This window comes from Ewingella allii (assembly GCF_044430645.1).
GTDB classification, from domain to species: Bacteria; Pseudomonadota; Gammaproteobacteria; order Enterobacterales; family Enterobacteriaceae; genus Ewingella; species Ewingella allii.
Genome location: NZ_JAWUDN010000006.1, coordinates 221,199 through 246,173, shown reverse-complemented (window position 1 = coordinate 246,173; position 24,975 = coordinate 221,199). Strand labels below are relative to the sequence as shown.

The 24,975-nt window shown below is 56.2% G+C and carries 22 protein-coding genes and 1 other RNA gene; 9 read left to right on the top strand and 14 right to left on the bottom strand.

The window, feature by feature from the left end; translation table 11 throughout:
• Positions 1-30: 30 nt before the first annotated feature.
• On the top strand, positions 31-696 hold the full coding sequence (locus tag SBO83_RS15035; protein ID WP_396132051.1) for an acyl-homoserine-lactone synthase: 666 nt from the start codon (positions 31-33) through the stop codon (positions 694-696).
• A gap of 45 nt (positions 697-741) precedes the next feature.
• Positions 742-1,761 (top strand): hypothetical protein, encoded by a 1,020-nt coding sequence (locus SBO83_RS15030; RefSeq protein ID WP_396132050.1) that lies wholly within the window; start codon positions 742-744, stop codon positions 1,759-1,761.
• An 80-nt stretch (positions 1,762-1,841) separates the two neighbouring features.
• On the opposite strand, the gene hemB is transcribed toward SBO83_RS15030, so the two are convergent.
• From hemB to SBO83_RS15010, 4 genes are all read right to left on the bottom strand, one after another.
• Positions 1,842-2,816, bottom strand: coding sequence for a porphobilinogen synthase (gene hemB, locus SBO83_RS15025; RefSeq protein ID WP_034789371.1), 975 nt, complete (start codon positions 2,814-2,816; stop codon positions 1,842-1,844).
• A 231-nt stretch (positions 2,817-3,047) separates the two neighbouring features.
• On the bottom strand, positions 3,048-4,886 hold the full coding sequence (locus SBO83_RS15020; RefSeq protein WP_396132049.1) for a dipeptide ABC transporter ATP-binding protein: 1,839 nt from the start codon (positions 4,884-4,886) through the stop codon (positions 3,048-3,050).
• 39 nt (positions 4,887-4,925) lie between these two features.
• The gene (locus SBO83_RS15015; RefSeq protein ID WP_396132048.1) at positions 4,926-6,359 is read right to left on the bottom strand and encodes a M81 family metallopeptidase; all 1,434 of its coding nucleotides are present in this window, start codon (positions 6,357-6,359) and stop codon (positions 4,926-4,928) included.
• Between the two features lie 40 nt (positions 6,360-6,399).
• Entirely contained in the window at positions 6,400-7,572 is a 1,173-nt protein-coding gene (locus SBO83_RS15010) for an ROK family transcriptional regulator (protein ID WP_353501604.1), read from the bottom strand.
• Between the two features lie 336 nt (positions 7,573-7,908).
• On the opposite strand from SBO83_RS15010, the gene SBO83_RS15005 reads away from it, so the two are divergent.
• Genes SBO83_RS15005 through SBO83_RS14990 form a run of 4 tightly spaced genes read left to right on the top strand, consistent with a single transcriptional unit; the run spans position 7,909 to position 12,197 of the window.
• Positions 7,909-9,435 carry an ABC transporter substrate-binding protein gene (locus tag SBO83_RS15005; RefSeq protein WP_396132047.1) on the top strand — a complete coding sequence of 509 codons (1,527 nt, stop codon included), beginning with the start codon at positions 7,909-7,911 and terminating at the stop codon, positions 9,433-9,435.
• Position 9,436: 1 nt separating this feature from the next.
• Entirely contained in the window at positions 9,437-10,357 is a 921-nt protein-coding gene (locus SBO83_RS15000; RefSeq protein ID WP_034789358.1) for an ABC transporter permease, read from the top strand.
• Positions 10,357-11,223 (top strand): ABC transporter permease, encoded by an 867-nt coding sequence (locus SBO83_RS14995; RefSeq protein ID WP_034789356.1) that lies wholly within the window; start codon positions 10,357-10,359, stop codon positions 11,221-11,223. The genes SBO83_RS15000 and SBO83_RS14995 overlap by 1 nt, the downstream gene beginning before the upstream one ends.
• The gene (locus SBO83_RS14990; protein WP_396132046.1) at positions 11,220-12,197 is read left to right on the top strand and encodes an ROK family protein; all 978 of its coding nucleotides are present in this window, start codon (positions 11,220-11,222) and stop codon (positions 12,195-12,197) included. The genes SBO83_RS14995 and SBO83_RS14990 overlap by 4 nt, the downstream gene beginning before the upstream one ends.
• Before the next feature lie 200 nt (positions 12,198-12,397).
• Here SBO83_RS14990 and SBO83_RS14985 read toward each other — a convergent pair.
• From SBO83_RS14985 to SBO83_RS14970, 4 genes are all read right to left on the bottom strand, one after another.
• A non-coding RNA gene (locus tag SBO83_RS14985) (RtT sRNA) lies at positions 12,398-12,485 on the bottom strand.
• A gap of 198 nt (positions 12,486-12,683) precedes the next feature.
• Positions 12,684-13,247 (bottom strand): alpha/beta hydrolase, encoded by a 564-nt coding sequence (locus SBO83_RS14980; protein ID WP_396132045.1) that lies wholly within the window; start codon positions 13,245-13,247, stop codon positions 12,684-12,686.
• 594 nt (positions 13,248-13,841) lie between these two features.
• Positions 13,842-14,435, bottom strand: a complete 594-nt coding sequence (locus SBO83_RS14975) for a GNAT family N-acetyltransferase (RefSeq protein WP_396132044.1) — start codon at positions 14,433-14,435, stop codon at positions 13,842-13,844.
• 98 nt (positions 14,436-14,533) lie between these two features.
• On the bottom strand, positions 14,534-15,400 hold the full coding sequence (locus SBO83_RS14970) for a LysR substrate-binding domain-containing protein (RefSeq protein WP_396132043.1): 867 nt from the start codon (positions 15,398-15,400) through the stop codon (positions 14,534-14,536).
• A 136-nt stretch (positions 15,401-15,536) separates the two neighbouring features.
• On the opposite strand from SBO83_RS14970, the gene SBO83_RS14965 reads away from it, so the two are divergent.
• Positions 15,537-16,121, top strand: coding sequence for a nuclear transport factor 2 family protein (locus tag SBO83_RS14965; protein ID WP_396132042.1), 585 nt, complete (start codon positions 15,537-15,539; stop codon positions 16,119-16,121).
• Positions 16,122-16,203: 82 nt separating this feature from the next.
• Here the strand turns inward: SBO83_RS14965 and SBO83_RS14960 are convergent, their stop codons facing one another.
• Positions 16,204-16,404 carry a hypothetical protein gene (locus SBO83_RS14960; protein ID WP_034789351.1) on the bottom strand — a complete coding sequence of 67 codons (201 nt, stop codon included), beginning with the start codon at positions 16,402-16,404 and terminating at the stop codon, positions 16,204-16,206.
• Between the two features lie 214 nt (positions 16,405-16,618).
• On the opposite strand from SBO83_RS14960, the gene SBO83_RS14955 reads away from it, so the two are divergent.
• Complete coding sequence (locus tag SBO83_RS14955; protein WP_396132041.1) at positions 16,619-18,346, top strand: potassium/proton antiporter; 1,728 nt, start codon at positions 16,619-16,621, stop codon at positions 18,344-18,346.
• A 109-nt stretch (positions 18,347-18,455) separates the two neighbouring features.
• On the opposite strand, the gene osmE is transcribed toward SBO83_RS14955, so the two are convergent.
• Complete coding sequence (osmE, locus tag SBO83_RS14950; RefSeq protein ID WP_034789322.1) at positions 18,456-18,788, bottom strand: osmotically-inducible lipoprotein OsmE; 333 nt, start codon at positions 18,786-18,788, stop codon at positions 18,456-18,458.
• Positions 18,789-19,034: 246 nt separating this feature from the next.
• Between osmE and SBO83_RS14945 the strand changes: the two genes are divergently transcribed.
• Positions 19,035-19,637, top strand: a complete 603-nt coding sequence (locus tag SBO83_RS14945; RefSeq protein WP_396132040.1) for a cupin domain-containing protein — start codon at positions 19,035-19,037, stop codon at positions 19,635-19,637.
• 12 nt (positions 19,638-19,649) lie between these two features.
• Here the strand turns inward: SBO83_RS14945 and SBO83_RS14940 are convergent, their stop codons facing one another.
• From SBO83_RS14940 to SBO83_RS14925, 4 genes are all read right to left on the bottom strand, one after another.
• Entirely contained in the window at positions 19,650-20,150 is a 501-nt protein-coding gene (locus SBO83_RS14940; protein ID WP_084674052.1) for a GNAT family N-acetyltransferase, read from the bottom strand.
• 56 nt (positions 20,151-20,206) lie between these two features.
• A complete protein-coding gene (locus SBO83_RS14935; protein WP_396132039.1) occupies positions 20,207-21,856 on the bottom strand; it encodes a methyl-accepting chemotaxis protein in 1,650 nt (549 codons plus the stop codon).
• A 97-nt stretch (positions 21,857-21,953) separates the two neighbouring features.
• Positions 21,954-23,024, bottom strand: coding sequence for an ABC transporter ATP-binding protein (locus SBO83_RS14930; RefSeq protein ID WP_353501594.1), 1,071 nt, complete (start codon positions 23,022-23,024; stop codon positions 21,954-21,956).
• Positions 23,017-24,786: an ABC transporter permease gene (locus tag SBO83_RS14925; RefSeq protein WP_034789316.1), complete on the bottom strand. Its 1,770-nt coding sequence runs from the start codon at positions 24,784-24,786 to the stop codon at positions 23,017-23,019. The genes SBO83_RS14930 and SBO83_RS14925 overlap by 8 nt, the downstream gene beginning before the upstream one ends.
• Positions 24,787-24,975 lie beyond the last annotated feature (189 nt).

Genomic DNA, 24,975 nt, shown 5'->3' with positions numbered 1-24,975 from the left:
GCACTCCTCTTTAAATGATGAGAATTAACCATGAGCACAGCAGATATTATTCCGCTGGCGAGAACGATTATTCCTCTCAGCCACCAGATCCTTAATAAAGATATTCCATCCCCTTCTTTGTATGGCTGTATTTCTGGGGGAATGGAAAATCAAGAACTCTTATTATCGATGTTTGGTTTACGCCATCGCGTATTTAAACAACGACTCAAATGGGATGTATCGAGCATTGATGATTTAGAAATCGATCAGTTCGACAATGACCAAACCCAATATATTGTTACAACTGACATTAATAATAATGTTAAAGGCTGCGTCAGGTTATTGCCGACCACCAGCCCCTATATGCTCAGTGAAATCTTCCCCTACCTTTGGCAAAGCGAGCAGCCAATACCCAGCTCTGACAGCGTCCGCGAGCTTTCCCGCTTCTCATTTGAAAAAAATGCCGACTCAAAAAGTTACGGCTTTTCGCAATCCGTTATTCGCTTATTACGCAATTTGGTGATGTACGCTCAGCACAATGATATTTCGCGTTATGTCTTTGTCACCACCACCGCCATTGAAAGAATGCTCTTGATTCAGGGTATTTCCATTAATCGTGTTGGCGAAGCTATTCGTATTGGCAAAACCGATACCACGGTTATTTTTATGAATATTAATACTAAAACTTATAATGCGCTCTTTAATAAAACTCTGTGATCCCATTTTTAAAATAGACCTAATAACATATACGAGGAATTTATTATGCCTAATTCATATACCCCCTATATTGATGTCACGATTAATGCACAATGGAGCGACTGGCAAAATTACCCGCAGGGCCGCCCAAATCCAATCTATTACGAGCGGGCACTAAGATGGAAAATTGATGGATTGATTTTTGGTTTTATCACACTGAATCCCGAAACCAATACGCCATGCTGGGCAGCCAGTTCTGCCATGCCTTTAGACTGGGCGCTCCCTCTGGCGCAAGAGCTAAACAGCGCGGGGCTGTCGGTGATCATTTCATTTGGCGGGGCTTCTAACTCTGATATCTCAACCCATTTCTCCATTACTGAACTCGAAGAGATCTATATCACCACCATTGAACTCTACGAAGCCAAAGGGCTGGACTTTGATTTGGAAAATGGCCTGTTCGATGCCGTGAAGATCTGTGCTGCACTTAAGAATGTCGCCAGCCGCAAACCCGACGTAGCAATCAGTTTCACCCTCCCAACCATGCCTACGGGTTTGAATCCAAGTGGCGTCGCGATTCTTAAACTGGCGAAAGATGCCGGTTTTGAATTCAGCGTAAACGGTATGGCAATGGACTATGGCGATCCCGATAATGACCCTTCAACCCAAACTGACATGGGTAAGGCAGCGGTCGACGCGGCCCTGAGCATCAGTGCGCAGATTGCCCCGCTTTATCCCGATCTCACTGAAAAACAACGATTAAGCAAGGTAGCAATCACGCCGATGATTGGACTTAACGATGATGCCAGTATGTTCAAGCTCGACGATGTCAATACGCTAACTCGCTTTGCCAAACTCACTCCACTGAGCTTTATTGGTATCTGGTCATTTAACCGAGATAACCCATCGAGCTATACCTATGTCGATCTCGAAACCAGCAGTAACCCGGAACAGAGGGTTTCAGGTGAATATTCACAACTGTTTGTTTCCGGGCTGAAGGTGGCTACACCGCCGACGAATAATAGTAAGCCCTATGGTCGCGCTTATTATCAATTGCACCCGGCAACAAAAAACCGCCGTTGCGAATGACCTGACTGACATTCGCTGTGTTTAGCGGATAAAAAAGCCGGGCATCAAAGCCCGGCTTTTCTTGCTGACGACTCAAGCGATTAGAGGCCGTTTTCAGCAATATCCATCGCGAAGTAGGTCAGGATGATATCGGCACCGGCGCGTTTAATGGCACCTAAGCTTTCACGCACCACGGCGCGCTCGTCAATGGCACCGGCCTGCGCAGCGAATTTGATCATCGCGTATTCACCACTGACCTGATACGCCGCCAAAGGCAGGCGCGATGCTTCGCGGATATCGCGGATCACGTCGAGGTAAGCACCGGCAGGTTTCACCATCAGCGCATCAGCGCCCTCTTGCTCATCCATCAGCGATTCGCGCACGGCTTCGCGGCGGTTCATTGGGTTCATCTGGTACTGCTTGCGGTTGCCTTTCAAAACGCTGCCGCCCGCCTCGCGGAATGGCCCGTACAGCGAAGAAGCAAACTTAGTGGAGTACGCCATGATGGAGGTGTCGATAAAACCCGCTTCGTCCAGCGCGCTGCGGATGGCTTGTACTTGGCCGTCCTGAGCCGCAGAAGGCGCGATGAAATCAGCCCCGGCGGCGGCGGCCACCACGGCTTGCTTGCCGAGGTTTTTCAGCGTGGCGTCGTTGTCGACGCCGTGGTCGTGCAGCACGCCGCAGTGGCCGTGGGAGGTGTATTCACAGAAACAGGTGTCGGACATCACGATCATTTCCGGCACGGTGTCTTTACAAATACGCGCCATGCGCGCCACCAGACCGTTTTCATTCCAGGTATCGCTGCCGGTGGCATCCATATGTTTGGAGATACCAAAGGTCATCACCGAGCGAATACCGGCGCGGGCATAGCGTTCAATTTCAAACGCCAGGCGGGATTCAGGGATACGCATCACACCAGGCATGGCTTCGATCGGCACGTATTCAGATGTCTCTTCCTCTACGAAAATCGGCAGTACCAAGTCATTCACGCTAAATTCGGTTTCCTGAAAAAGAGCGCGCATTGAATCGGACTGTCTCAGGCGGCGAAGGCGTGAGTTTGGGAACTGGTTAGACATGAAAACTCCTAAGAAATTAACCTGTTGCGTTTTAAATGTAGTTCGCATACCAAGTCTGACGAGGGAACTCGTCGAAAGCGAGGGCGCTATTTTATAACAACTTTTAATGAAAGGATTAACTTTACGTGAGGAGATGTTAAGAAACTTGCTGTGGCAAACGGGAGCATGGTTGCAGGCGGCTGGAACGCGGAGGGCGCGCCCCGCCGCGTTCTACATAGCCAGTAAAATAGCTTAGACCTGCACGAAATGGCCTTTCGACACTTCATGATATTGGCGAATCGGCGGCACATAGCTGTTATCGCGCACCGGGCTTTTCAGCTCATCCACCTGCATATGGCGCTTCAAGCCACGCCGCGCCGGGTCTGGCACCGGCACTGATGCCATTAGCTTGCGAGTATAGGCGTGCTGCGGGTTGTCGAAGATGGCGGCGCGCGGGCCGATTTCCACAATTTCCCCCAGATACATCACCGCCACCCGATGGCTAACACGCTCCACTACCGCCATGTCGTGGGAGATAAACAGGTAAGAGAGGTTCATGCTCTCCTGCAAATCGAGCAGTAAATTCACCACCTGAGCCTTAACCGACACGTCCAGCGCCGAGACAGATTCGTCGGCGACAATCACTTTCGGGTCGAGGGTCAGTGCGCGGGCGATGCAGATACGCTGGCGCTGGCCGCCGGAGAACTCGTGCGGGAAGCGGCGCATCATATCCGGCGACAACCCCACTTTGTGCAGCAGCGCGGCGGCCTTCTCTTTGGCGTCGGCGCGATTATGCAGCTTGTGTTGCAGCATCGGCTCGATTAAGGCGTCGCCGATACGCATGCGCGGGTTGAGGCTGGCGAACGGGTCCTGAAAAATCATCTGAATGCGCTGGCGCATTTGTAGAATTTGCCGTTTATCAATGTTCATCACGTCAAAGCCGTCGAAGTCGATCTCGCCGCTGTGCGGGGTCATCAGGCGAGTGACGGCGCGGCCGGTAGTAGATTTCCCACAGCCCGACTCGCCTACCAGCGACAGGGTTTCCCCCTGCAACAGATCAAAACTGATGTTTTCCACCGCGTGAACCGCCCCCACCTGTCGGCTCAACAAACCACCGTAGACCGGGAATCGCGCACTGAGATTCTTCACCGACAAGACCGGCGTCTGCCCGCTGTCTGGCGTATTGGCAACTTCTAGCGGCTGGGTCGAGGCGCCCGTTTGCAGGTCGATTTGCGGGAAACGCAGCGGCCAAGGCCGCCCCTGCATTGAGCCAAGCTTCGGCACCGCCGCCAGCAGGGCGCGGGTATAAGGATGCTGCGGGCGATGGAACAGCTCGGCGGTTTCGCCACTTTCTACGCACTCGCCGCGATACATTACCAGCGTGCGGTCAGCGATTTCCGCCACTACGCCCATATCATGGGTGATGAATAGCACCGCCATCCCCTCCTCTTCCTGCAAGGTTTTAATCAGGTCGAGGATCTGCCCTTGGATGGTGACATCCAGCGCGGTAGTGGGCTCATCGGCAATCAGCAGTTTGGGTTTTAACGCCAGCGCCATGGCAATCATGACCCGCTGGCGCATACCGCCGGAAAACTGGTGTGGATACTCATCAAACCGCGCCTGCGCATTAGGAATACGCACCTTCTCCAGCAGGCGCAGCGTCTCGGCCCGCGCCTGTTTCGACGACATCCCGCGATGGCGTTTCAGGCTTTCCGCAATCTGCCTGCCGATGCTAAACGTCGGATTGAGCGAGGTCATCGGCTCCTGAAAAATCATCGCCATTTCGTTGCCGCGAATGTCGCGCATCGCCTTGTCCGACAGCCCCAGCAGACTGCGCTGATTGAGGTTAACCACCCCTTCAATCTTGCTCGACTGGGCTTTCAGCAGGCGCATCACCGACAGCGAAGTGACGCTTTTTCCCGAGCCGGATTCGCCCACAATCGCCAGCGTCTCCCCCGGATAGACCTCAAACGACAGGCCGCGCACCACCGGCAGCCAGTCATCTTCACCACGAAACGAGGTGGTGAGATTTTGGACTTCCAGCACCGGCAGGCGTGGCGCGGCGGCTTGTTGCGGGGTAGTGGCGTTCATGTTCTTTCTCCGGCAAGGGCAAACGGGTTAAGCCAGCAATTAACGGCTGCGGGCTGACAGCAATGTTTCTGGCGTATAGCTAAAGTCTTTGTCGAACGGGAAGGTGTCGCGTGTTTTGCGCAGGCGCGGCAGGCGCTCGACAAACTGATCGACCACGCCGTTGGACAGCGCCATCAGGTTCGGGCTGGCGATCGGCGCCAGTTCCGGCGACAGATAGCCCGATTTCACCACCACGATGTTGGCGCTGTGGGGGTCCAGCTCCAGCGCGGTGAAGTCGCTAATGTTGTGATATGGGCGGCGGCGGGCCGACACCACGATATCAATACCGCCGGTGCGCAGTACCGCCTGACGGTCCGCCGGGGCCAGCGCGTCGAGCAGCAGAACCACCTCGAACTCGCCTTTTACCTGCGGGCTGGAGTGGTCCAGCGACGCGCCGAGCGTCAGGCTGAGGTGCGAGCCCACGCCCGCGTTGAACGCCGCTTCGGTGGCGGGTAAATCGGCAATACCGGCGACAATCACGCCGTCGGCATATTGGGCAATCAGCTCGGCCAGCACGTCGGCACGGTCGCCCACGCCGCCGCCGGTCGGGTTATCGCCGGAGTCGGCAAGCACCACCGGGCGCGTCGGGCTGGCAATCGCCTTGGTCACGCAGGCTTTCACCGTGTCAGTTTCGCAGCCGAAAACGAAATCTTCGCGCGCGTCCCAGTAAGCCTGCGCCAGCTTTTTGGCTTCGCGCTCCAGCACGGCTTGGTCAGTGCCGGTCATGATCACCGCCGCCGTGGCGCGGGGCTCGTCGGCCCAAACATAGCCGACCATCAGCGAGCTGTCCCAGATGCCGTCAATCTGATCAATTTCCGGCAAGCGGGCATACAGGCTTTTCGCCGGCTCATCTTCGGTGCTGGTGCGTTCCCCCGGCAACACCACGGGCACAGGTGCCCACAGCAGGGTGGGCTTGACGCCGGTTTGCAGGGTTTTAATCAGCATCGCGACCGAACGGCGCATGGTTTCTTCCGTATCGATGTGCGGCGCGGTGCGATAGGTGGAGAACATATCGATGGCATCAATGATTTTCTGCGACACATTGCCGTGCAGGTCGTAGCTAACGCTGATCGGGCAGTCGTCGCCCACCGCCTCGCGGGCCGCGGCGATCCAGTCCCCTTCGGCATCTTCCATCCCTTCGACATACATCGCACCGTGCATCGGCAGGTAGAGGCCGTCAAAAGGCTTTTGCGCCTCCAAACCACTCAAAAATTCAGCTTTGAATTTTTCATAAGTCGCGCGGGACACCGGGCCACCGGCAATGGCGCGGGCGTGAATGGTTGGCAAGAAGGTGGCCGGGTAATCCTGCAAGAACTTGAAGTAAGGCGCGGCGAGCAGCGCCCCGTCGCGGGTAATGCGGAAGTCTTTCTCTTCGTTGAGCACCGGATTGTAAGTGCTGCATTCGATATGGATACCGCCGACTGCTATACGCATGGTGTTTAACCTCAGAATTCAGAGTGTGAAAGTGAACGTTTCAGCAAGATTTCAGGCCGACCAAAAAACGATGCGCCGGGATGCTTGCCGCAGCGCGCGCCCAGGTATCGTCATTAAGCGCGAAGGTTTTGACCGGCGTTAGCCCGGCCACGCCCGGCAGCACGTTGGCATCTATCGACTGCTGTACCACGGTGCCAAACAGCCCGGAGAAGCTCTGTTCCTGATGGGCGATCAGGATCATGTCCGGGTCATTAATTTGAATCAGATGCGAAATCGCCAGGCCCAGCGCGGTGCCCGCCCGATGCAAAATGCCAATTGCCGCGTTACTGCCGCGCGCCGCCAGCTTTTCCAATTCCGCCAAGGATTCGACATCCAGAGCCTCAGCCTTAGCGCGCTCCATAATGGCGTTGAGAGAGGCCAGCGTGTCGAGACAGCCGCGCTTGCCGCAGCGGCACGGCAGGCCGTCCAGCTCAATGGTGCAGTGGGCAATCTCCCCCGCGCCGCCGTGAAAACCGCGATGCAGCTGGCCGGAGATAAAGTGGGCGTTACCAATACCCGCGCCGTGGCTGACCAGGGTGAAGTTGCTCAGTTCGCGGGCGTGACCGAAGCGTTTCTCACTCACCGCCAGCGCCTTGGCGTCGTTTTCAATGGCGACGGCAATGCCGCCGCCCTGATTAATGGTCGGGCAGTGCTGGTGAATGCTTTGGCGGATCAGGTCGGCCAGCGGCACGTCGCGCCAGCTCAGCAGCGTGGATTGCACGCAGGTTGACTGATGTTCATCGATGAAGCCCGACAGCGTCACCCCCAGCCCGAGCAGCTTGTCGGCGGCGTCGGCGTGGGCCGCCAGCAGCTCCGGCAGCGCGGTGGCGATGTTATCCGCTAGCCGCTGCGGCTGATTGTCGAGGGGGAATGTCACCCGCGACAGGATCTCGCCATGCAGGTTAATCAGCACCATGTGCGCCGGATCTTGTAATAGCGACACGCCCGCGAAATAGGCGCCGTCCGGGTGGACGGTTAAACGCACCGAGGGGCGACCCTGCCCCGCGCCCGGCACGGTTTGCGATTCGAGCAGCAGTCCGGCGTCAATCATCTCGCGCACCACCCCGCTGACCGCAGCCTTGCTCATGCCGGAGAGCTGAACGAGGTCAGTGCGGCTCAGGCCATCCGTTGCGGTGATAGCCCCTAATATCTGTTGTTGTAAGGTGGTTAGCATATTTGTTTCCGGGCTCTCAAATTTCAATCAGCTGCGTTGACATTAAACATTAAAAATGGATATATCAATGCCAATTAGTTCACATTTTGAACCAAACATCTCAACATAAGTTTTTCATATGAACTAATTACGCAAAAAAACGTTCACACTGTTTTTGATGTTTTCGAATCACCTTTTAATCAATTACACGTAATACCCGAAATATTTCGACGTGCAGAAAGGCGGCGAACGAACGAATTCCGAATCACTTACACAGGTCAGTGATTTGGGTAAGAGAGAGCAGCCAACGCCTCTGCGGTTCGAAAGATGACGGGTATTTTGGGCAGAGGAAATACGATGAACAGCAAAATGCGATTAACTCTACTAAGTACGGCGCTGCTTGCCGCACTTTCCTCCCCGCTCTACGCGGCCACCCTGACCATCATGCAGAACGAAGCGCCGCGCAGCATGGACCCCGGCAACCAGACGGCGACCTTTACCGGTACGGTGCTGGACCCGATGTATGAAGGTCTGCTGCGCATGTCGCCCGAGCTGAAGCCAGAGGCGGCGCTCGCCACCTCGTGGAGCAGCGATGAGAGCGGCCTGAAGTGGACGTTTAAGCTGCGCAGCGGGGTGACATTCCACGACGGTACGCCGTTTAATGCCGATGCCGTGGTCGCCAACTTCGCCCGCCACCTCGACGCCAAGCGCGGTCTGGCAGCCAGCGGGCGTCTGCGCACCTTCCTCGAAAGCGTCACCAAGGTGGATGACTCGACGGTGCTGTTCACCCTGAAGAAGCCTTATCCCGCCTTCCTCAATTTACTGACGACCGGCGCGTCCTTGATGGTCAGCCCAACCGCCGACAAGGCCGGCACGCTGGACAGCAAAGCCGTGGGGACTGGCCCGTACAAAATGGTGCAGTACAAAACCGGCGAATTCGTGCTGGAAGAGAAATATCCGGGCTACTGGGGGGATAAAGCCAGCGGGCCGGACGACCTGAAATGGACTTGGAGCGCCGAGCCGTCGGTGATGAACATGGCCCTGCAGGCTGGCGAAGCTGACGTGATTAACCCAGTGCCGCCGCAGTTCGCCAACGTGCTGAAAAACAACCCTAAATTCCAGCTGCATGAGAGCCCAGGCTCCGCCGTATTCTGGGTGGCGCTCAACACTGACCTTAAGCCGCTAGATGACGTGCGCGTTCGTCAGGCGTTGAACTTCGCCACCGACCGCGCAGGTCTGGTGCGCGCCATCATGTCCGGCTTCGCCATTCCGGCTAACTCGCCGCTGGCTCCGGTCACCGCGGGTTATGACAAAACCCTCGACCCGTATCCGCTGAATCTGGAGAAAGCCAAGGCGCTGCTGAAAGAGGCCGGGCTGCCGAACGGCTTTACCATGTCGATTGCCGTACAGGGGCAGGACGCGCGTATCGGCCAAGTGCTGCAAAGCATGTGGGCGAAAATTGGCGTCAAGCTGGACGTCCGCCAGATGGAAAGCGGCGTGTGGGCCAAAGCCGCCTTTGCCGATCAGGCAGGCAAAAAGGCCGATAACACCGGCGCGGTGCTGGCGTCCTGGTCTTCCGGCGTTAACGGCGCGGATCTGCAACTTCGCCCACTCTACTACAGCAAAAGCTTTGCGCCGGGCGGTGCCAACCTCGGCTTCTTCAACGACCCTAAACTGGATGAAATGCTAGACAAGGCGGCGTCAACGCAGGATGAAAATGCCCGCAACGCCATCTACGTCGAGGCGCAGAAAGAGATCAACCAGCAGGCGCCGCAAGTGCTGCTGTACTACCAGAATGACCTGTTTGCGACAGGTACCGGCGTGTCCGGCGTCACCATGGTTCCGGGCGGTCAGATTGTTGTAAAAGACGCACATAAGGGTTGATATGAAAGCTTATCTGGCAAAAAAACTCATCGCCTTCCCGGTCATTCTGATCGGCGTGTCGATGCTGATTTTTGGGTCTATCCGCGCGCTGCCGGGCGACCCGGCACGCCTGATGGCCGGGCCGGAAGCAACGCAGGAAGCGGTGGACAATATGCGCGTACGTCTTGGGTTGGATCAGCCGATCGTCACCCAGTACGTGCATTTTGCCACCGACGTTTTGCACGGGAATCTCGGGCTGTCGCTGCAATCGCAGCAGCCCGTGACGCAGGAGATCGGCGAGCGCCTGCCCTATACGCTGGCGCTCGCCGTGCTGGCCTACTTTTTGGCGGTGGTGATTGGCGTGCCCGCCGGGATGATTGGCGCGGTCTATCGCAACCGCTGGCCGGACTATGGCGTGATGCTGCTGGCGATTGCCGGGGCCTCGATTGCTAACTTCTGGCTCGGGCTGATGGCGATGAACTACTTCTCGGTGTCGCTCGGCTGGCTGCCGCTGCTCGGTGCAACCTCGTGGAAAAGCTACATCCTGCCGTCGGTGACGCTGGCGGTGCTGCCGATGGCGGTGATGGCGCGCATGACTCGCTCGAGCATGCTCGACGTGCTGTCGGAGGACTACATTCGCACCGCGCGCGCCAAAGGGCTGTCCGCCGTCACTATCTATTGCAGCCACGCGTTTCGCAACGCGCTGATCCCAATTGTCACCATCGTCGCCCTCAACTTCGGCAGTCTGATTGGCGGCGCGGTGGTCACCGAGTCCGTATTTAACTGGCCGGGCATCGGGCGTCTGTTGGTGGACTCGGTGCGCTATCGCGATTATCCGGTGATTCAGGGCGTGGCGCTGGTTGCCGTGTGCGGCGTGGTGGTGATGAACCTGCTCGGCGAGCTGTTGATTGCCTTCTTGAATCCAAAAATAAGGTTCGATTAATGTCTGCCATTATCACCCAACTACCCCGTCGGAAGCCGCGCACGCTGCGGTTTTTCCGCTGGCTATGGCGTCATCCGGCGGTGACCTTTGGCGGTCTGATTGTCGGCGCGATTGTTTTAGTCGGTATTTTCGCGCCGTGGCTGACGCGTCACGATCCCTACGCGCAGGACCTGATAGATACCCTGCTTGCTCCTTCGGCGGACCACCTGTTTGGCACCGACGACTATGGTCGTGATATTTTCGCTCGGGTAATTTACGGCGCGCGGATTTCCATTATCGAAGTGGTGCTGAGCGTCGGTTTGGCGATGCTTATCGGCATCCCGCTGGGGGTGATCGCCGGGATGGCCGGGCGCTATGTCGATATGGTCATCATGTGGTTTATGGACATGCTGTTTGCCTTCCCCGGCATCGTGTTGGCGATTTTGGTGGTCAGCATTCTGGGCGGCGGATTGGTCAACTTGCTGATTGCCATCTCGCTGTTCGCCATTCCGGTTTATGCCCGCCTCAGCCGCAACCTGACTCTCGGCCTAAAGCAGATGGAGTACGTGGAGGCGGCGCAGGCACTCGGCTTGTCACACTACCGGATTATCGTGCACTACATTCTGCGCAACGCCGTCGGGCCGATTATTGTCCAATCAACCCTGACCGCCGGTACGGTGATTTTGGCCGCAGCTAGCCTCTCGTTTCTTGGCCTAGGCGTGCAGCCACCCATGCCGGAATGGGGTACTATGATGAGCGATGGCCGAAACTTCCTCGGCATAAATATTTACCTTTCGCTGTTCCCCGGTCTGGCTATCATGCTGACGGTGCTCGGATTTAACGTCCTGGGCGATGGATTACGCGATTTACTGGATACCCGCTCATGAGCAAACCTTTCTCCGCTGCGTCAGCTGACGCGGCGGTTTTTTGTGCCGATATCGGCGGTTCATTTATTAAGTTTGGTATTTCCGCGCGTTCAGGCGAAGTGGAGGAGTTTGGCAAGGTGCCGACCCCGACCGCCTCGTGGGATGCTTTCGTTGCCGCCGTACAAGGTTTGATCACCCAGTACGCGCCGGACTACCCTGCCGACACGCCGCTGGCTATCTCCACGGCGGGGCTAGTGTCGCCACAAACCGGTGAGCTACTGGCAACCAATATTCCGGCATTTAACGGCCGCTCGCTGGCGGCCGATCTCAGCCTCGCCTTGCAGCGCCCGGTGAGCGCCGCCAATGACGCCGACTGTTTTGCACTGGCGGAAGCCTACGCCGGAAACGCGCAGAATCAGCCGATTGTGGCGGGAATTATTCTCGGCACAGGCGTGGGCGGAGGTCTGGTGATCAACGGCCAACTGGTGCGCGGCCACGGCGGCGTCACCGGCGAGTGGGGTCACGGCGCCATCACCCGCACCGAGCTACAGATCAATGGCAAGACCTACCCTATCCCGCGCCTGCCCTGCGCCTGCGGCCAGCACGGCTGTCTGGATATACTCGGCGGCGCGCGCGGTTTGGAGCGCCTGCATCAGCATCTTAATCAGCAAGATCGCACCAGCCAGCAGATCGTCGACGGCTGGCAAAACGGCCAGCCGGACTCAGATTTAACCATCCAAGCCTGGCTGCAACTGGTCGCCGAACCTCTGGCGCTGCTGGTCAACATCCTCGGCCCCTCCAAAATCGTGGTCGGCGGCGGCTTAGCCAACGCCATCCCCCTGATCACCGCGCTAGATCTGGCCGTCCGCCATGGCGTGCTGCACCGCTACCCGGAACCTCTGGTCGTCACTGGCAAGTTTGCTGGCGCTGGCGGGAACGGCGGGATGATAGGAGCAAGCGTGTTGGGGCGTTTGAGCGAACGCCCTGCGCTTTAAAAGCTGGAATCTTTTAAGGTCAAGGTCAACACCGTGGGCTCGCCGCCCACACTGGCCCAAAGGGTTTTAAACGAAACCCTTTGGAATCCTGCGTTTTTTACTGCTGGAAGATCGAGGCTTCGCAGGGTCGGAATGGACGTGTTTCAGCGGCCACGGTGTTCGCCGCGAAGTGCCGCCGCTTAGGCGGTTCCCTCAGTTCGGGATTACTCGGCCTCTGGCCTCGCCCTTCGGGTCGTTGCTACGCAACGCTGTCTCGCTTTGCTCGGCTCAAGCCTTTGGTCTCGAACCACTCCCTCGGCGTCACTTCTGAATGCGGCCTACTGGCATCTCGACCGTGCCGTTTCAGTGGAGTGCTGCTCTGCTCCTTCTCCTCTCAGAGGAGAAGGCTGGGATGAGGAGTGGTTTAATTCAGCACTCAATGTAACCAACCCCACACCCCACCTAGCCTCCCCTCCTGAAAGGGGAAGGACAAAACCAAAAGCCGATTCAGCTGTTTTTCAGCATAGCCTGTAGAATTTCCCAGGCTGTATCCAGACGTTCAAAACCGTCGCGGTCGAGGAAGTGGCCGCCGTGGGGAATGCCCTGTAACTCAGCGTCCAGATCCTGACTGAGTTTTAGTGAATGCTGGGGAGCAACGATGTCGTCATTAAGGGAAAGCAGCACGGCACGCTGGCGGATACGTTTTTTCAACAGCTCATAGTCCAGCGGCTGCTGAGTGAAACCCTCTAATTCAGGCAAAGTTTCAACCGCCCCGCCGAAGCCAGAAACCATCACCACCCCGCCCACTCGGCTTGATGGCTTCAGTGACTCAATAAACCGCAAAGCCGTCACACACCCCAAGCTGTGCCCGACAAAAAAGGTGTTTTCATCGGCATCGTGCACTTCAGCCTGCATCGTAGAACGCCAAGCCGCGTCATCTGGCGCGAGCGAATTGGGCATCTGCAATACTTTCACCTCAGCGCCTTCCTGCTCGGCTTGCTGTTTCAACCAAGAAAACCAATGAGAATCCGGCCCCGCCATAAAACCATGAATGATAAAAACCTTATGCACTGCGCCCACGGGTTACGTCCTTTTAGAAGAATGTCAGATAAAAAACTTAGGGAATAATAGTTGGTTTTCGTTTTTTGCTGGTTTGATTTTTTGTGGGGACGAGCACGGTTTACTCCTTCTCCTCTCAGAGGAGAAGGCTGGGATGAGGAGTGGTTTCATTGAGCGCTCAATGCAGCCAACCCCACACCCCACCTAGCCTCCCCTGCTGAAAGGGGAGGGATAAAGTCAAAAGCAAAACCACATGAAACGGCACGGTGTAAATGCCAGAAAGCCGCGTTCAGAAGTGACGCCGAGCAAGAGGTGGAAAACCGCGTGGCTTTTTACGCGGGTTGTAATCCCGCAGCGAGGGAACCGCCTAAGCGGCGGCACTTCGCGGCTGTCACCAAAGCGACTGAAACATGTCCATTCCGACCCTGCGAAGCCTCGATCTAAAACAGCATAAAACGCAGGATTCCAAAGGGTTTCGTTTAAAACCCTTTGGGCCAGTTTGCGTGGCAACGCAAGGTTTTGAACTTCAGCCCGGTGTGGTGGCAGCGCACGACCTTGACTTTAAAAGCCAGTTTGCGTGGCAACGCAAGGTTGCAAACTTGACCGTCAGCGGCTTTGGGCAGCCGCCCAATCATCCCGCCGCAGGCGATAAAGACAGTGCTCCTGAAGTCTATCCCCCTCAGCTACCACTGGGTGATTAAAATTCTCCGCAGGATCACAGGTCATCCCCATGCGCTTCATTACTGCCTGAGAACGCAGGTTTATCAGCGCGGTAAAAGCGACGATTTCATGCAAGTCGAGCTGGTTGAAGCCCACCTTTAATGCAGCCTGCGCGGCTTCGCTGGCGAGTCCTTTGCCCCATGACTCGGCGCTGAGACGCCAACCGGCTTCGACGCAAGGGTTGAAAGGTAGCGGGTAGCCCGGCGTGTGTAGGCCGAGAAAACCGATGAACTTGTGCTCATCGCGGGTCTCCAGCGCCCAGATGCCCCAGCCGCGTTCGGTTATCAAGGCGCTACAGCGTTCGGCCAAGTTGTCACTCTCTTCGCGGGTCATAACCGAAGGGAAAAACTCCATCACGCGCGGATCGGCATTCAGCTCGGCAAAAGGCGCCAGATCCTCTTCGCGCCATTGGCGCATGATCAGGCGCGGCGTGGTGATTTCAATCGTGGGAGTGACAACAGGGACGATAAACTCTTGCATAATTCTCCTTGTAGCCGAGTGGCCGTTAATGGACTCAGTGATTCGCAATAACATAACCGTTATACGGAATTTCTTTAGACTTACAAGGCTGATTCCACTCACTTATTACTGCGCTTGAGCGCCAGCCAGGCTTTGACCGAACCTGTGCTTTCTTGCTTGCGGTGCAGCAAAATCATATTGGCGCGCAGGCTAAAGTTCTCCAGCGGCTTATAGATCAAACCGGGTAACGGCACCTGTTCGAACGTCGAGGGCACCAGCGCAATGCCCTGCCCAGCGGCCGCCAGCATGAGTACGCTTAGCGTGCTTGAAACCTGATGAGCGATGCGCGGCGGGCTGCCCAAGGCTCGCTCCAACTGCGCCACCTGCCCGCCATCGGCTTTACCGGTGGAATAGACAATCAGCGGCTCGTTGGCAATCATCTCTCTAGTGAGCAGTTCAGCGCCCGCCAAAGGGTGGTCCTTCGCAAGCGCGATGACCATCGGCCAGTCGCCAATCAGCTCTGAGCTAAGTTGGCTATCAAACTCAATGCCCATCTTGGGGCAGTAGCCAATGTCTATTTTACCCGCCAGAATGGCTTCGCTCTGCCACTGCGGGGCCAGCTCTTGCAGCTCAATCTCCACCTGCGGATAGGCAGCATTGAAGGTGCGCATATCTGCCAGCAGCTTGCCGGTAAACACCGCATTGCCTGCAAAGCCAATCCTCACTTTGCCGGTTTCCCCACGCAGGGCGCGCTGCACCACGCTTTTTGCCCGCTCGGCCTGAGCCACGGCCAGTTCAGCCTCTGTGCGGAATAGTTTCCCGGCCTCGGTCAGCTCCACCTTGCGCGTGGTGCGCAGGAACAGCACCCCGCCCACCTCCTCTTCCAAGGCTTTAATCTGCATACTCAGCGCAGGCTGCACGATGTTAAGACGCTGGGCGGCACGGCCAAAATGAGCCTCTTCGACGACCGTAAGAAAGTAACGCATTTGCCGCAAATCCATGTTTTAGCACTCATCAACTAAAATGATTAATAGCTCAATTTAAACTATTTGTTTTGATGGCTCTAGGCGCCGATGCTGTCAGCAGAAAATGACTAAGCAACGAATCATCAGGAGCAGCACCATGAGCAATACACTGCAAGACCGCCAAGACATTGCCGACCTAATGACCGGCTGGATACATCGCGATTTAGCTGAGTGGGATCAACTGCTCGAATTGTTCCATGACGACGGCATTATTGAAGTCACATGGTTTGAAGGCCTGTTCGGCGAGTTCGTCAAGGGGTCGCAGAAAATGGGCAATTCTGGCTTCAGCACCAAGCATGTGATTGGCTCGCCGGTGATCACTTTTAATGGCGATCGGGCGATTGTCGAAACTAATGCCATTATTATTGGCGAAAATGCCTCGCTGGGGCTGGGCTGTAACGGCCACAACCGTTTCTATGACTTGGTGGAAAAACGCGACGGCGTGTGGCGTATTGTTAAACGCCAGTCGATTTACGACATGGGCAACTTCACCTTCCCAGTTGGCGTGGTGGATATCGATCAGGCCACGGTGGCGAAGTACCCGCGCGAGTATGCGGCGCTGGCCTATCTGCTGGAGAAGAGTGGTTTCCCAGTGAAACGGGTGTTCGCCACCAAATTTAGTCAGCAGGAACAAGAGATGAAAGCCAAAGGCAAACAGTGGCTGGCTGAGGCGAAAGAGTAGCGAGGTAAAGTTGTTCTGAAACAGAGATGGCAGGCCCGCGCGGCCAGCAGCGGCGCGGGCTGCGTTAAGCAAGAGACGAAAACTAGCCGTTACCTTTGCCCGTTTTCGGATACTCGCTACCCGCCGAGACTTCCGGCAGGTCGTCTAAATCGGGCTGAATGCCCTCCGAGATATAGTCTTTCGCCGCTTTGGCCTGTTCATGGCCAGATTTATCGCGCACCAGTACGTGCTTAATAGTGCCGTCTTTCAGGACTTCGCGATGGATGCCAGTAAATTCGCTCATAAGTTCCTCTTTCTGGTGATCAAACTGAAGCCGGATGCTCATATCAGGTTCCATGAGCTCAGTAATAAGCATAGTTTTATTCCGCCAGAGTTCGAATAATAAATATCTGAATATTCCTTCAGCGACGATAACTTTTTCCTGATAAATTAATACGCGAGTCAATGGCATACTGGCTCAATCAGGTTTTATCGGTGCATTAGTAGGAGAAGGCATTTTGGACGCAAGCACTATCAACACACTTTTCTTCGTCGGCGCCCTGTTGGTAGCAGCAAGCATTCTGCTCAGTTCGCTCTCTTCCCGCCTCGGAATTCCCATTTTGGTCATTTTTCTCGCCATCGGTATGTTGGCGGGGGTTGACGGCATTGGCGGCATCGCCTTTGACAACTATCCGGCGGCCTATTTAGTCAGTAACTTGGCGCTGGCGGTTATCCTGCTCGACGGCGGCATGCGCACCCGGGCCTCCTCCTTTCGCGTGGCCCTCTGGCCCGCCCTGTCGCTGGCCACCGTCGGTGTCCTCATTACCGCCGGATTAACCGGCATGGCGGCGGCCTGGCTGTTTAAAGTCGATATGATTCAAGGCCTGTTGATTGGCGCGATCATCGGCTCCACCGACGCCGCGGCGGTGTTCTCACTGATTGGCGGCAAAGGCTTAAACGAACGCGTCAGCGCCACGCTGGAGATTGAGTCAGGCAGCAACGACCCGATGGCGGTATTCCTGACTATCACCCTGATCGACATGATTGCCAAGGGCCAGCACGGCCTGAGCTGGATGTTCGTTCTCGACGTGATTCAGCAATTTGGTTTGGGTATTTTCTTCGGGCTGGGCGGCGGCTGGCTGCTGCATAAGCTGATCAACAAAATCTCTCTGGCCACTGGCCTCTACCCCCTGCTGGCTTTCAGCGGCGGGCTGATGGTTTACGCGCTGACGGTAGCGATGGACGGCAGCGGAATTTTGGCGGTGTATCTCTGTGGTCTGGTGCTGGGCAATATGCCGATCCGCAACCGCCACGGCATTATGCAGACTTTCGACGGGCTGGCGTGGCTGAGCCAAATCGGCATGTTCCTGGTGCTCGGCCTGCTGCTGACGCCAAGCGATCTGCTGCCGATTGCCGCCGGCGCGCTGGCCTTGTCTCTATGGATGATTCTGGTTGCCCGCCCACTTTCGGTATTCGTCGGGCTGTTCCCGTTCAAAAACTTTACCCTGCGCGAGCGTTTCTTTATTTCGTGGGTCGGGTTGCGCGGCGCGGTGCCGGTGATTCTGGCAGTATTCCCCATGATGGCGGGCATCCCGCAGGCCAACTTGTATTTCAACGTGGCCTTCTTCGTGGTGCTGGTTTCCCTGCTGCTGCAAGGCACCTCGCTGGGTTTTGCCGCCAAGAAAGCCAAGGTGATCGTGCCGCCGATGCCTACGCCGATTTCCCGCGTGGGGCTGGATATCGACGTGTACAGCAATTGGGAACAGTTTATTTATCAGTTGGGTTCTGAGAAGTGGTGCGTAGGCGCGGCGCTGCGTGACTTGAAAATGCCTGCGGAGACGCGCATTGCGGCCCTGTTCCGTGGCACCGAAATGCTCCACCCGACTGGCAGCACCAGGCTGAAAGAAGGTGACATTCTTTGCGTGATTGGACAGGAAAAAGACCTGCCGGAGTTGGGCAAGCTGTTTAGCGACAGCAACGCGGTGGTACTGGATGACCGATTCTTCGGTGACTTTATCCTGCAAGCCGATGCCCCTCTGGACGCCATTTCACAGCTTTATGGCTTGAATCTGGATGATTCGGTGGATAAATCCCTGTCACTGGGCAACTTCGTGATTAATCTGCTGGGCGGTGAGCCGGTCATTGGTGACCACATTGAATGGGATGGCCTGACGTGGACCATTGCTGAGATGGATGGCAAAGACGTGAGCAAAGTCGGGGTAAGAATTGTGACTGAGAAAGCCTAAGCCAAAGGTTTCCCACCCCAAAAAACCCATAAAAAAACGCCTGTGAGGTTAAACCTGACAGGCGTTTTCTTATTTAGCGGCCAGCAAAAGCTGCCGCTAAATCAAACCGTTATTGGCCGGCTTGTGGGTCTTTGTCGTAATCTGAACAAGACTGGTAGCCTTTATTCATTACGTGGCCCGTGTCGTTAAAGCTGACGAAGTAAGTCTGAGCTTTACCATCACGTGGCGCAACGGCGTAGGTCTGACAAGTCCCTTTAGCATGGACCAGCGTCGCTTCTGTTGAAGGTGGGCCCGCCAGAGCACGAACCTGAGCTTTGGTCATACCGACTTTAACGTCGCTGACCACAGGCTCTTTAACATAGCTTGCCGCGCGATCGTAAGTCTGACACCCAGCAAGGACTGATACCGCTGTAGCAACAATAATTAACATCTTCTTATTCATGACTTCTTTCTCCTGAAGTGCTTATGTTTAGTTAAGACTAGAAGAAACGGTCAGTTTCGCCAGTTAATATGACTTTTATTTGTCAATTACCCCGCCAATTCGGCTTTTTCTGATAAGAGTGATTAAAGAGTGAGCGGCCTTGCGGCGCTGTTAATGTCAAAACGGCGACTTTGTTCTATAAATGAAAGAAGTAAACCCTCGGACTTAGGGTAATTGGTTTCTCTTTTGTAACAAGGAGCAGTGCTAATGGCTTTGGACAGACGTCGATTTTGTACTTTACTCAGCGTTGCCGCCCTGCTGCCCTTACCTTTCACCCTCAAAGCCCAACCTCGGGAGGTCGCCGTGGAGATCCTGCACACCGGCAAACCTGACGGCGGCGTGCCCAACAGCAAGCTGCCTCTGCTGATTTACCATCACGTTATCCCACCAGAAGTGGCTGACAATGCCGAATACCTTGAGCATCTGTTCCGTTCTAACGGCTGGCCGCCCCAGTGGCGTTATCCGGTCTACCCGTTTACCCATTTCCACTCCAATACCCATGAGGTAGTGGGCGTGTACGCAGGCTCGGCCAAGCTGCAGTTGGGAGGCGAGAAAGGCAGGATTATTGAGGTTAACGTCGGCGATGTGCTGTTAATTCCGGCGGGTGTCGGCCATAAGCAGATTTCAGCGGATGACGATTTTATGCTGGTCGGCGCCTATCCGCCAAACGTCACCGCCGACCTGTGCCACGATGAGCCGAAGAAGATGGCGGAGCGAATTAAGGCGATAAATCAGGTGCCGATGCCGGAAAGCGATCCGGTCACCGGCCATTCAGAGGGAAGTATGCACTACTGGCGCACGGCCAAATAAGCTCAAGCCAAGTTAGCGCAGCGGGCGCTGCATAACCGTGACCTGCTCGTTGTCCACTTCGCGCGTTTCCACTTCCTGCCAGCCAAGGCGGGAGTAGAGTCCCTTTTGATCAGGCGTGTAGAGCCAAAGCGTATCAACACCCGCCGCGCGCGCACGCTCGATGCTGGCATTGATCAAGGCGGAGCCAATACCACGGCCGCGCAGGTGGTGGCGGGTAAAGACTTCGCCCAGCCAATATTTGCGCTCGGCCACGTCGTCCAGCTCGTAGCGCATCACGCCGGCAGTGCCGACAACTTCGTTATTCTCATCGAAAGCGACCAGCACGAACTGGCGGCCTTTACTGGCTAAGCGCTGGGTAAGTCTCTGACGAATATACTCTTTCTGGGCCCAGTGCGGAAAAGCAGACCATTCGCCATGCAGGTATTCTGTGATAACCTCGAGGTACTGGGGTACATCCGCAAGGTTGGCAATCTTCACAGCACAGGCGTTGGATGGGGATGAAGTCTCAGTCATGGGAAAACCGTTTTAAGCAATCAGGGCAACTAATTTGTCGATTCCCCCGTTGACTGTCAAGCCGCAGCCTGAATTTCGCCCAAACCAAATCTAGACACCGCCCTCTCCAAACGTTGCGATTGCGCCAATAACTCCTGTGAAGAACTGGCCGCCTGCTGCGCCAACTGGCTGTTTTGTTGCGTAACCTGAGTCAGAGTGACAATGCGTTCGGAGACTTCATGAATGCTTTCGCGCTGGTGCTGGGTGGCGTCAGAAATTTCACCCACCAGCGTGTTAAGCCCGCTAAAAATGGTGATGATCTCATTTAAGCTCTTACCCAAGTGAGTCACCGACGTCGACCCTCGGCCAATTTGCGCCATCGAATCTTCAATGAGTTGATGAATGCCGCGCGTCGAATGGCTGCTTTTTTGTGCCAACAGCCCAATTTCTTTCGCCACCACGGCAAAACCGCGACCGTGCTGCCCGGCGTGAGCGGCTTCAATCGCGGCATTCAGCGCCAAGATATTGGTTTGAAACGCCACGCTGTCGATCATCGCCACGATGTTACTCATCTCGGCGGACTGGCTGACAATCTCTTTCATCGCCGTGTCCACTTTGTGCATCACGTCGCCGCCGCTGGTTGCCACCTGCTGGGCCTGCTCGGCGCGCTGGCTGGCCTGATGGGCGTGCTGCGCGTTGTCCTTCACGCGCTCGGTCAGTGAACTAATGTGCTGGTTGGCGGCGTTTAGCTCATCGCGCTGCTTCAGGGCCTGGGCTGAAAGCTCCTCATTACCTAACGCGATTTCATTAATGTTCACCATGATATGCGACGACGCGTCGCGCACTTCGCTAATCAGCCTGCGCAACCCGGACTGCATCTCGCTCAGGCTTTGATTGAGCTGGTAAACCTCGGTCACCCGCAGGGTTTTGCCGCCAATCTGCTCGGAGAGATCCCCAGCCGCCAGCACGCGAATGTGGGCGATAAGCTGCTGTAAAGGCCTGATAACCCAGCGAGTAATGCCGCGCCAGACCACCAAGGCGATCACCGCCAGCAGCACCAATGCGCCGAGGAACAGAGACTTCGCCTGCGACAGCGCCGCCAGCAGATGGTCGCTGAGCGAGACTGCCGTCTGTTCATTCACACTCAGGTAGCGATAGTATTTGTCGCTGAAATCATCCTGAAACGCCTGAATAGGCACGTTAAAGAAGGAGTCAATGGTGTTGGTTTTTTGCAGGCCGTCGGACTGCTCGCGCAGACCGTCGTAGAACATTTGGTAGCTGGCCTGTAGATCGGCCGCCGCCTTTTGCGCGTCGCCCTGCAAGCCGCCGGTCATGGTGGCGAACTGCTTGAAAGCCTTGTCAGACGCGGCGAGCGCGCCCTGCGACTCCTCCATCAGGCTGTGCCAGCTGCCGTCTGAACCGGTTTCTTTATCCTGCATGAAATAGATCCCCGCGCGGTTGAGCTTATCGCTGGCGATCAGCAATTCCATGCGCGCTTTGTCCATCACCGCCTGCTGCTGGCGCAGGCTTTCGGTGGCAATAACGTTTTGGCGGGCATCTTGCAGGATGTTGGTGAGGATAATGGTCGAGAAAATCTGCAAGGCGGAAAATAGCGTGATAACGCAAATTACTCCAAAAAGAATACCTCTTGGGCGAGAAGTGAAAGCTGTGCGGAATACTGTGCTGAAAAGGCCATGAGATTTAAAGAAAGGGGAAGTTAATTTCATGATAATTCTGCATAATTTTTAGCGTAGGCAGAATTTTACTCGTGGGAAATGACAGAAATATTTCAGGGGCCGCAGCCCCTGAAAGTCAGTCATCACATCAGATTTTCGGGAAGATCCACAGATGTTCAGCGGGTAGCGACAGGCGGAACATCTCCTGACCGCGCACTTCACTGCCATAAGCGCGAACCACAAAATCTTCGGCGACCGTGCGGAACAGGTATTCCCAGCGATCGCCAAGATACATGCTGGTTAGGAGCGGCAGCTCGATTTGGTTGCCCTCGGCGCTATCGCCCAGTTTCACCTGCTCGACGCGGATCACCGCCGTGGCTTGCTGCCCGACCTGCACGCCCTCGCCCGCCAGCCCCCACAGCGCCCAATCCTTACCTTCAATGCGCGCCCTGCCGTTGCTCAGCTCAGTGATTTTGCCGTGCAGACGGTTATTGCTGCCCATAAACTCGGCGGTAAACAGGGTTTTCGGCGAACCGTACATCTCCTGCGGCGTGCCCTGCTGTTCAATTTTGCCATTGTTGAGCAGCAAAATGCGGTCGGAAATCGCCATCGCCTCGTTCTGGTCGTGGGTGACCATCAGCGCCGACAGGCCTAGCTTAATGATCAGTTCGCGCAGGAAGACGCGTGCTTCCTCGCGCAGTTTGGCATCAAGGTTGGAGAGTGGCTCATCCAGCAAAATCACCGGCGGGTTATAAACCAGGGCACGGCCAATGGCCACGCGCTGCTGCTGACCACCAGACAGCTGGTGCGGGTGGCGCTTGCCGAGATGCCCCAGCCCGAGCTGGTCTAGCACCGATTGCACCCGCTGGTTCATTTCGCCCGAGGCCACTTTGCGCAGTTTCAGCGGGTAAGCCACGTTTTCGAACACGGTTTTGTGCGGCCATAGGGCGTAGGACTGGAACACCAGCCCCAAATTGCGCTCTTCGGCCGGGATTTCGCTGCGCGGGCTGCCGTCGTAAACGGTGTTTTTCCCGATCACAATGCGACCCTGCGTCGGCTTCTCCAGCCCCGCCACGGCGCGCAACAGCGTGGTTTTGCCACTGCCGGATGGCCCAAGGAGTGACACCACTTCTCCACGTTTTAAATCCATGGATACGCCTTTCAGCACCGGGTTGTCGCCATAGGTTAAATGCAGATTATCGACGCTTAACTCAATCATGTAATTTGACTCCAAAACGTAAGGCAATACCCAGACCTAACACCACCAGCAGGATGTTAATAAAGGAGAGCGCGGCCACGATATCAATCGCCCCCGCCGCCCACAGGGAAACCAGCATTGAGCCGATAGTCTCCGTGCCCGGCGACAACAGATAGACGCCGGTGGAATATTCGCGCTCGAAAATCAGGAACATCAGCAACCAGGAGCCAATCAGGCCATAACGCGACAGCGGGATGGTGACGTGGCGGGTGATTTGTCCACGGGTGGCGCCCGTGCTGCGTGCCGCCTCTTCCAGCTCCGGCCCGACCTGAAGCAGGGTCGAAGAGATAAGCCGCAGGCCGTAAGCCATCCACACCACGGTATAGGCTAGCCAGACGCTGAAGATGGTGCTGCGCAGCGAACGCAGCCACACCACCAGATTCTCACGCAGCCACTCAGACACCGGCAGGCCAGAGAGCCAGCCCGATTTCAGCGCGTTATCAAGCCACATCGGCAGGAACAGGAACACCCACAAGAAGGCCAGACCGGCCAGCAGGCCCGGCACCGCGCGCGGCACCAATACGCTGTAGTCGAGGAAGCGCGTCACGCCGTCCGGCTTGCGGTGCATGGCGATGCCGATGAACAGGTAGCAAACTACCGCCAGCGCCCCGCCAAAGACGCCAATTGCCATTGAGTTCACAATCGCCCGCAGCAGGTTTGGCTGTTCCCAAATGGTGCGGAAAGTATTGAGCGAAAGTTCGTCCCACAGCGACACGCCGACGCCCCAGTTGGAGATAAAGGCGCGCAGCACCACGCCCACCAGCGGCACGCCGATAGTGACGGTCAGCCAGAATGCCACCACCGCGCCAGCCACCCAGCGCCATTTGCCCAGAGGCAGTGCGCGAGCCTGCGAGGCCTTACCTTTGACGGTGACAAAACGGTTGGCGGTGCGCATCAGGCGGCGTTGCAGCATCACCAGCGGCACGGTGATACAAATCAGCACCACGGCGACGGCGGCCATCAGGTGATAAGACGGCGTGCCGAGCTTGTTGGTCAGCTTATAAAGGTAAGTGGCCAGCACCATGTTGCCTTCCGGGTCGCCCAACACCAGCATCAGGCCGAACACTTCCAGCCCGAGGAAAAACAGCAGCACGCTGGCGTAGAGGATTGACGGGCGCACCATCGGCAGGCTGACGGCGGTCATGACCTGTAGCGGCGTGGCCCCCGCCGTGCGCGCGGCCTCTTCTACATCTGACCCAACGCTGCGCAGCGCTGAGGAGATATAAAGGTAGGCGTGCGGCACGTGAGTCAGGCCCGCGATCACCACGATGCTCGACATGGCATAGATGTTCCACGGTACGAAACCGAACAGCGATTCAGCCCACAGGGAGAAGAATCCCACCGGCCCCGCCGCCACCACGTAACCAAAGCCCAATACCATTGGCGAGACGAAAATCGGCACCAGGATCAGCGGCTCGATCAGCCGTCTTCCCGGTAAATCGGTGCGCACCATCAGGAACGCCAGAATACCGCCCAGAGGAATAGAAATGACAATCAGCCCAAAGGCCAGAATAAAGCCGCTTTTCAGCGCCTTATAGAAATCAGGATCGGTGAAGATAAATTCAAAGGATTCAAGGCTGAACTCCTTCGAAGGCGAAAAGAATGGCGCCGAGAGAAAACTTTGTATAACGATAAACGACAGTGGAATGTAGATAACCAGCGCGGTTATCAACACCACTACGCTGCGCGGCAGGCTCTGCCACTTTCTGCGTAATGCAATCATGTCACGTCCCTTCGGTTATGCGCTCTGAGCCATGCAAATGAAGACGGTCAGAGCAAATCGAGGGGATACGCGCCCTTTTTCACCGACGCGCATCCCGTTTTACCGATTTAAATCAATCAATACCCTAAATCATTTGAGTCATAGGAAGGCGGCAAGCAAATGACCCCCGATGTGCTTACTCAAGTCAGT

Coding starts and splice junctions, on each gene's coding strand:
- SBO83_RS14940 (WP_084674052.1), bottom strand. CDS start 20,150: ATGACTGAGACTTCATCCCCATCCAACGCCTGTGCTGTGAAGATTGCC.
- SBO83_RS15030 (WP_396132050.1), top strand. CDS start 742: ATGCCTAATTCATATACCCCCTATATTGATGTCACGATTAATGCACAA.
- SBO83_RS14935 (WP_396132039.1), bottom strand. CDS start 21,856: ATGAAATTAACTTCCCCTTTCTTTAAATCTCATGGCCTTTTCAGCACA.
- SBO83_RS15005 (WP_396132047.1), top strand. CDS start 7,909: ATGAACAGCAAAATGCGATTAACTCTACTAAGTACGGCGCTGCTTGCC.
- osmE (WP_034789322.1), bottom strand. CDS start 18,788: ATGAATAAGAAGATGTTAATTATTGTTGCTACAGCGGTATCAGTCCTT.
- SBO83_RS15015 (WP_396132048.1), bottom strand. CDS start 6,359: ATGCGTATAGCAGTCGGCGGTATCCATATCGAATGCAGCACTTACAAT.
- SBO83_RS14970 (WP_396132043.1), bottom strand. CDS start 15,400: ATGCGTTACTTTCTTACGGTCGTCGAAGAGGCTCATTTTGGCCGTGCC.
- SBO83_RS14990 (WP_396132046.1), top strand. CDS start 11,220: ATGAGCAAACCTTTCTCCGCTGCGTCAGCTGACGCGGCGGTTTTTTGT.
- SBO83_RS14995 (WP_034789356.1), top strand. CDS start 10,357: ATGTCTGCCATTATCACCCAACTACCCCGTCGGAAGCCGCGCACGCTG.
- SBO83_RS14945 (WP_396132040.1), top strand. CDS start 19,035: ATGGCTTTGGACAGACGTCGATTTTGTACTTTACTCAGCGTTGCCGCC.
- SBO83_RS14975 (WP_396132044.1), bottom strand. CDS start 14,435: ATGCAAGAGTTTATCGTCCCTGTTGTCACTCCCACGATTGAAATCACC.
- SBO83_RS15010 (WP_353501604.1), bottom strand. CDS start 7,572: ATGCTAACCACCTTACAACAACAGATATTAGGGGCTATCACCGCAACG.
- hemB (WP_034789371.1), bottom strand. CDS start 2,816: ATGTCTAACCAGTTCCCAAACTCACGCCTTCGCCGCCTGAGACAGTCC.
- SBO83_RS14960 (WP_034789351.1), bottom strand. CDS start 16,404: ATGAGCGAATTTACTGGCATCCATCGCGAAGTCCTGAAAGACGGCACT.
- SBO83_RS14965 (WP_396132042.1), top strand. CDS start 15,537: ATGAGCAATACACTGCAAGACCGCCAAGACATTGCCGACCTAATGACC.
- SBO83_RS15035 (WP_396132051.1), top strand. CDS start 31: ATGAGCACAGCAGATATTATTCCGCTGGCGAGAACGATTATTCCTCTC.
- SBO83_RS15020 (WP_396132049.1), bottom strand. CDS start 4,886: ATGAACGCCACTACCCCGCAACAAGCCGCCGCGCCACGCCTGCCGGTG.
- SBO83_RS14925 (WP_034789316.1), bottom strand. CDS start 24,786: ATGATTGCATTACGCAGAAAGTGGCAGAGCCTGCCGCGCAGCGTAGTG.
- SBO83_RS14930 (WP_353501594.1), bottom strand. CDS start 23,024: ATGATTGAGTTAAGCGTCGATAATCTGCATTTAACCTATGGCGACAAC.
- SBO83_RS15000 (WP_034789358.1), top strand. CDS start 9,437: ATGAAAGCTTATCTGGCAAAAAAACTCATCGCCTTCCCGGTCATTCTG.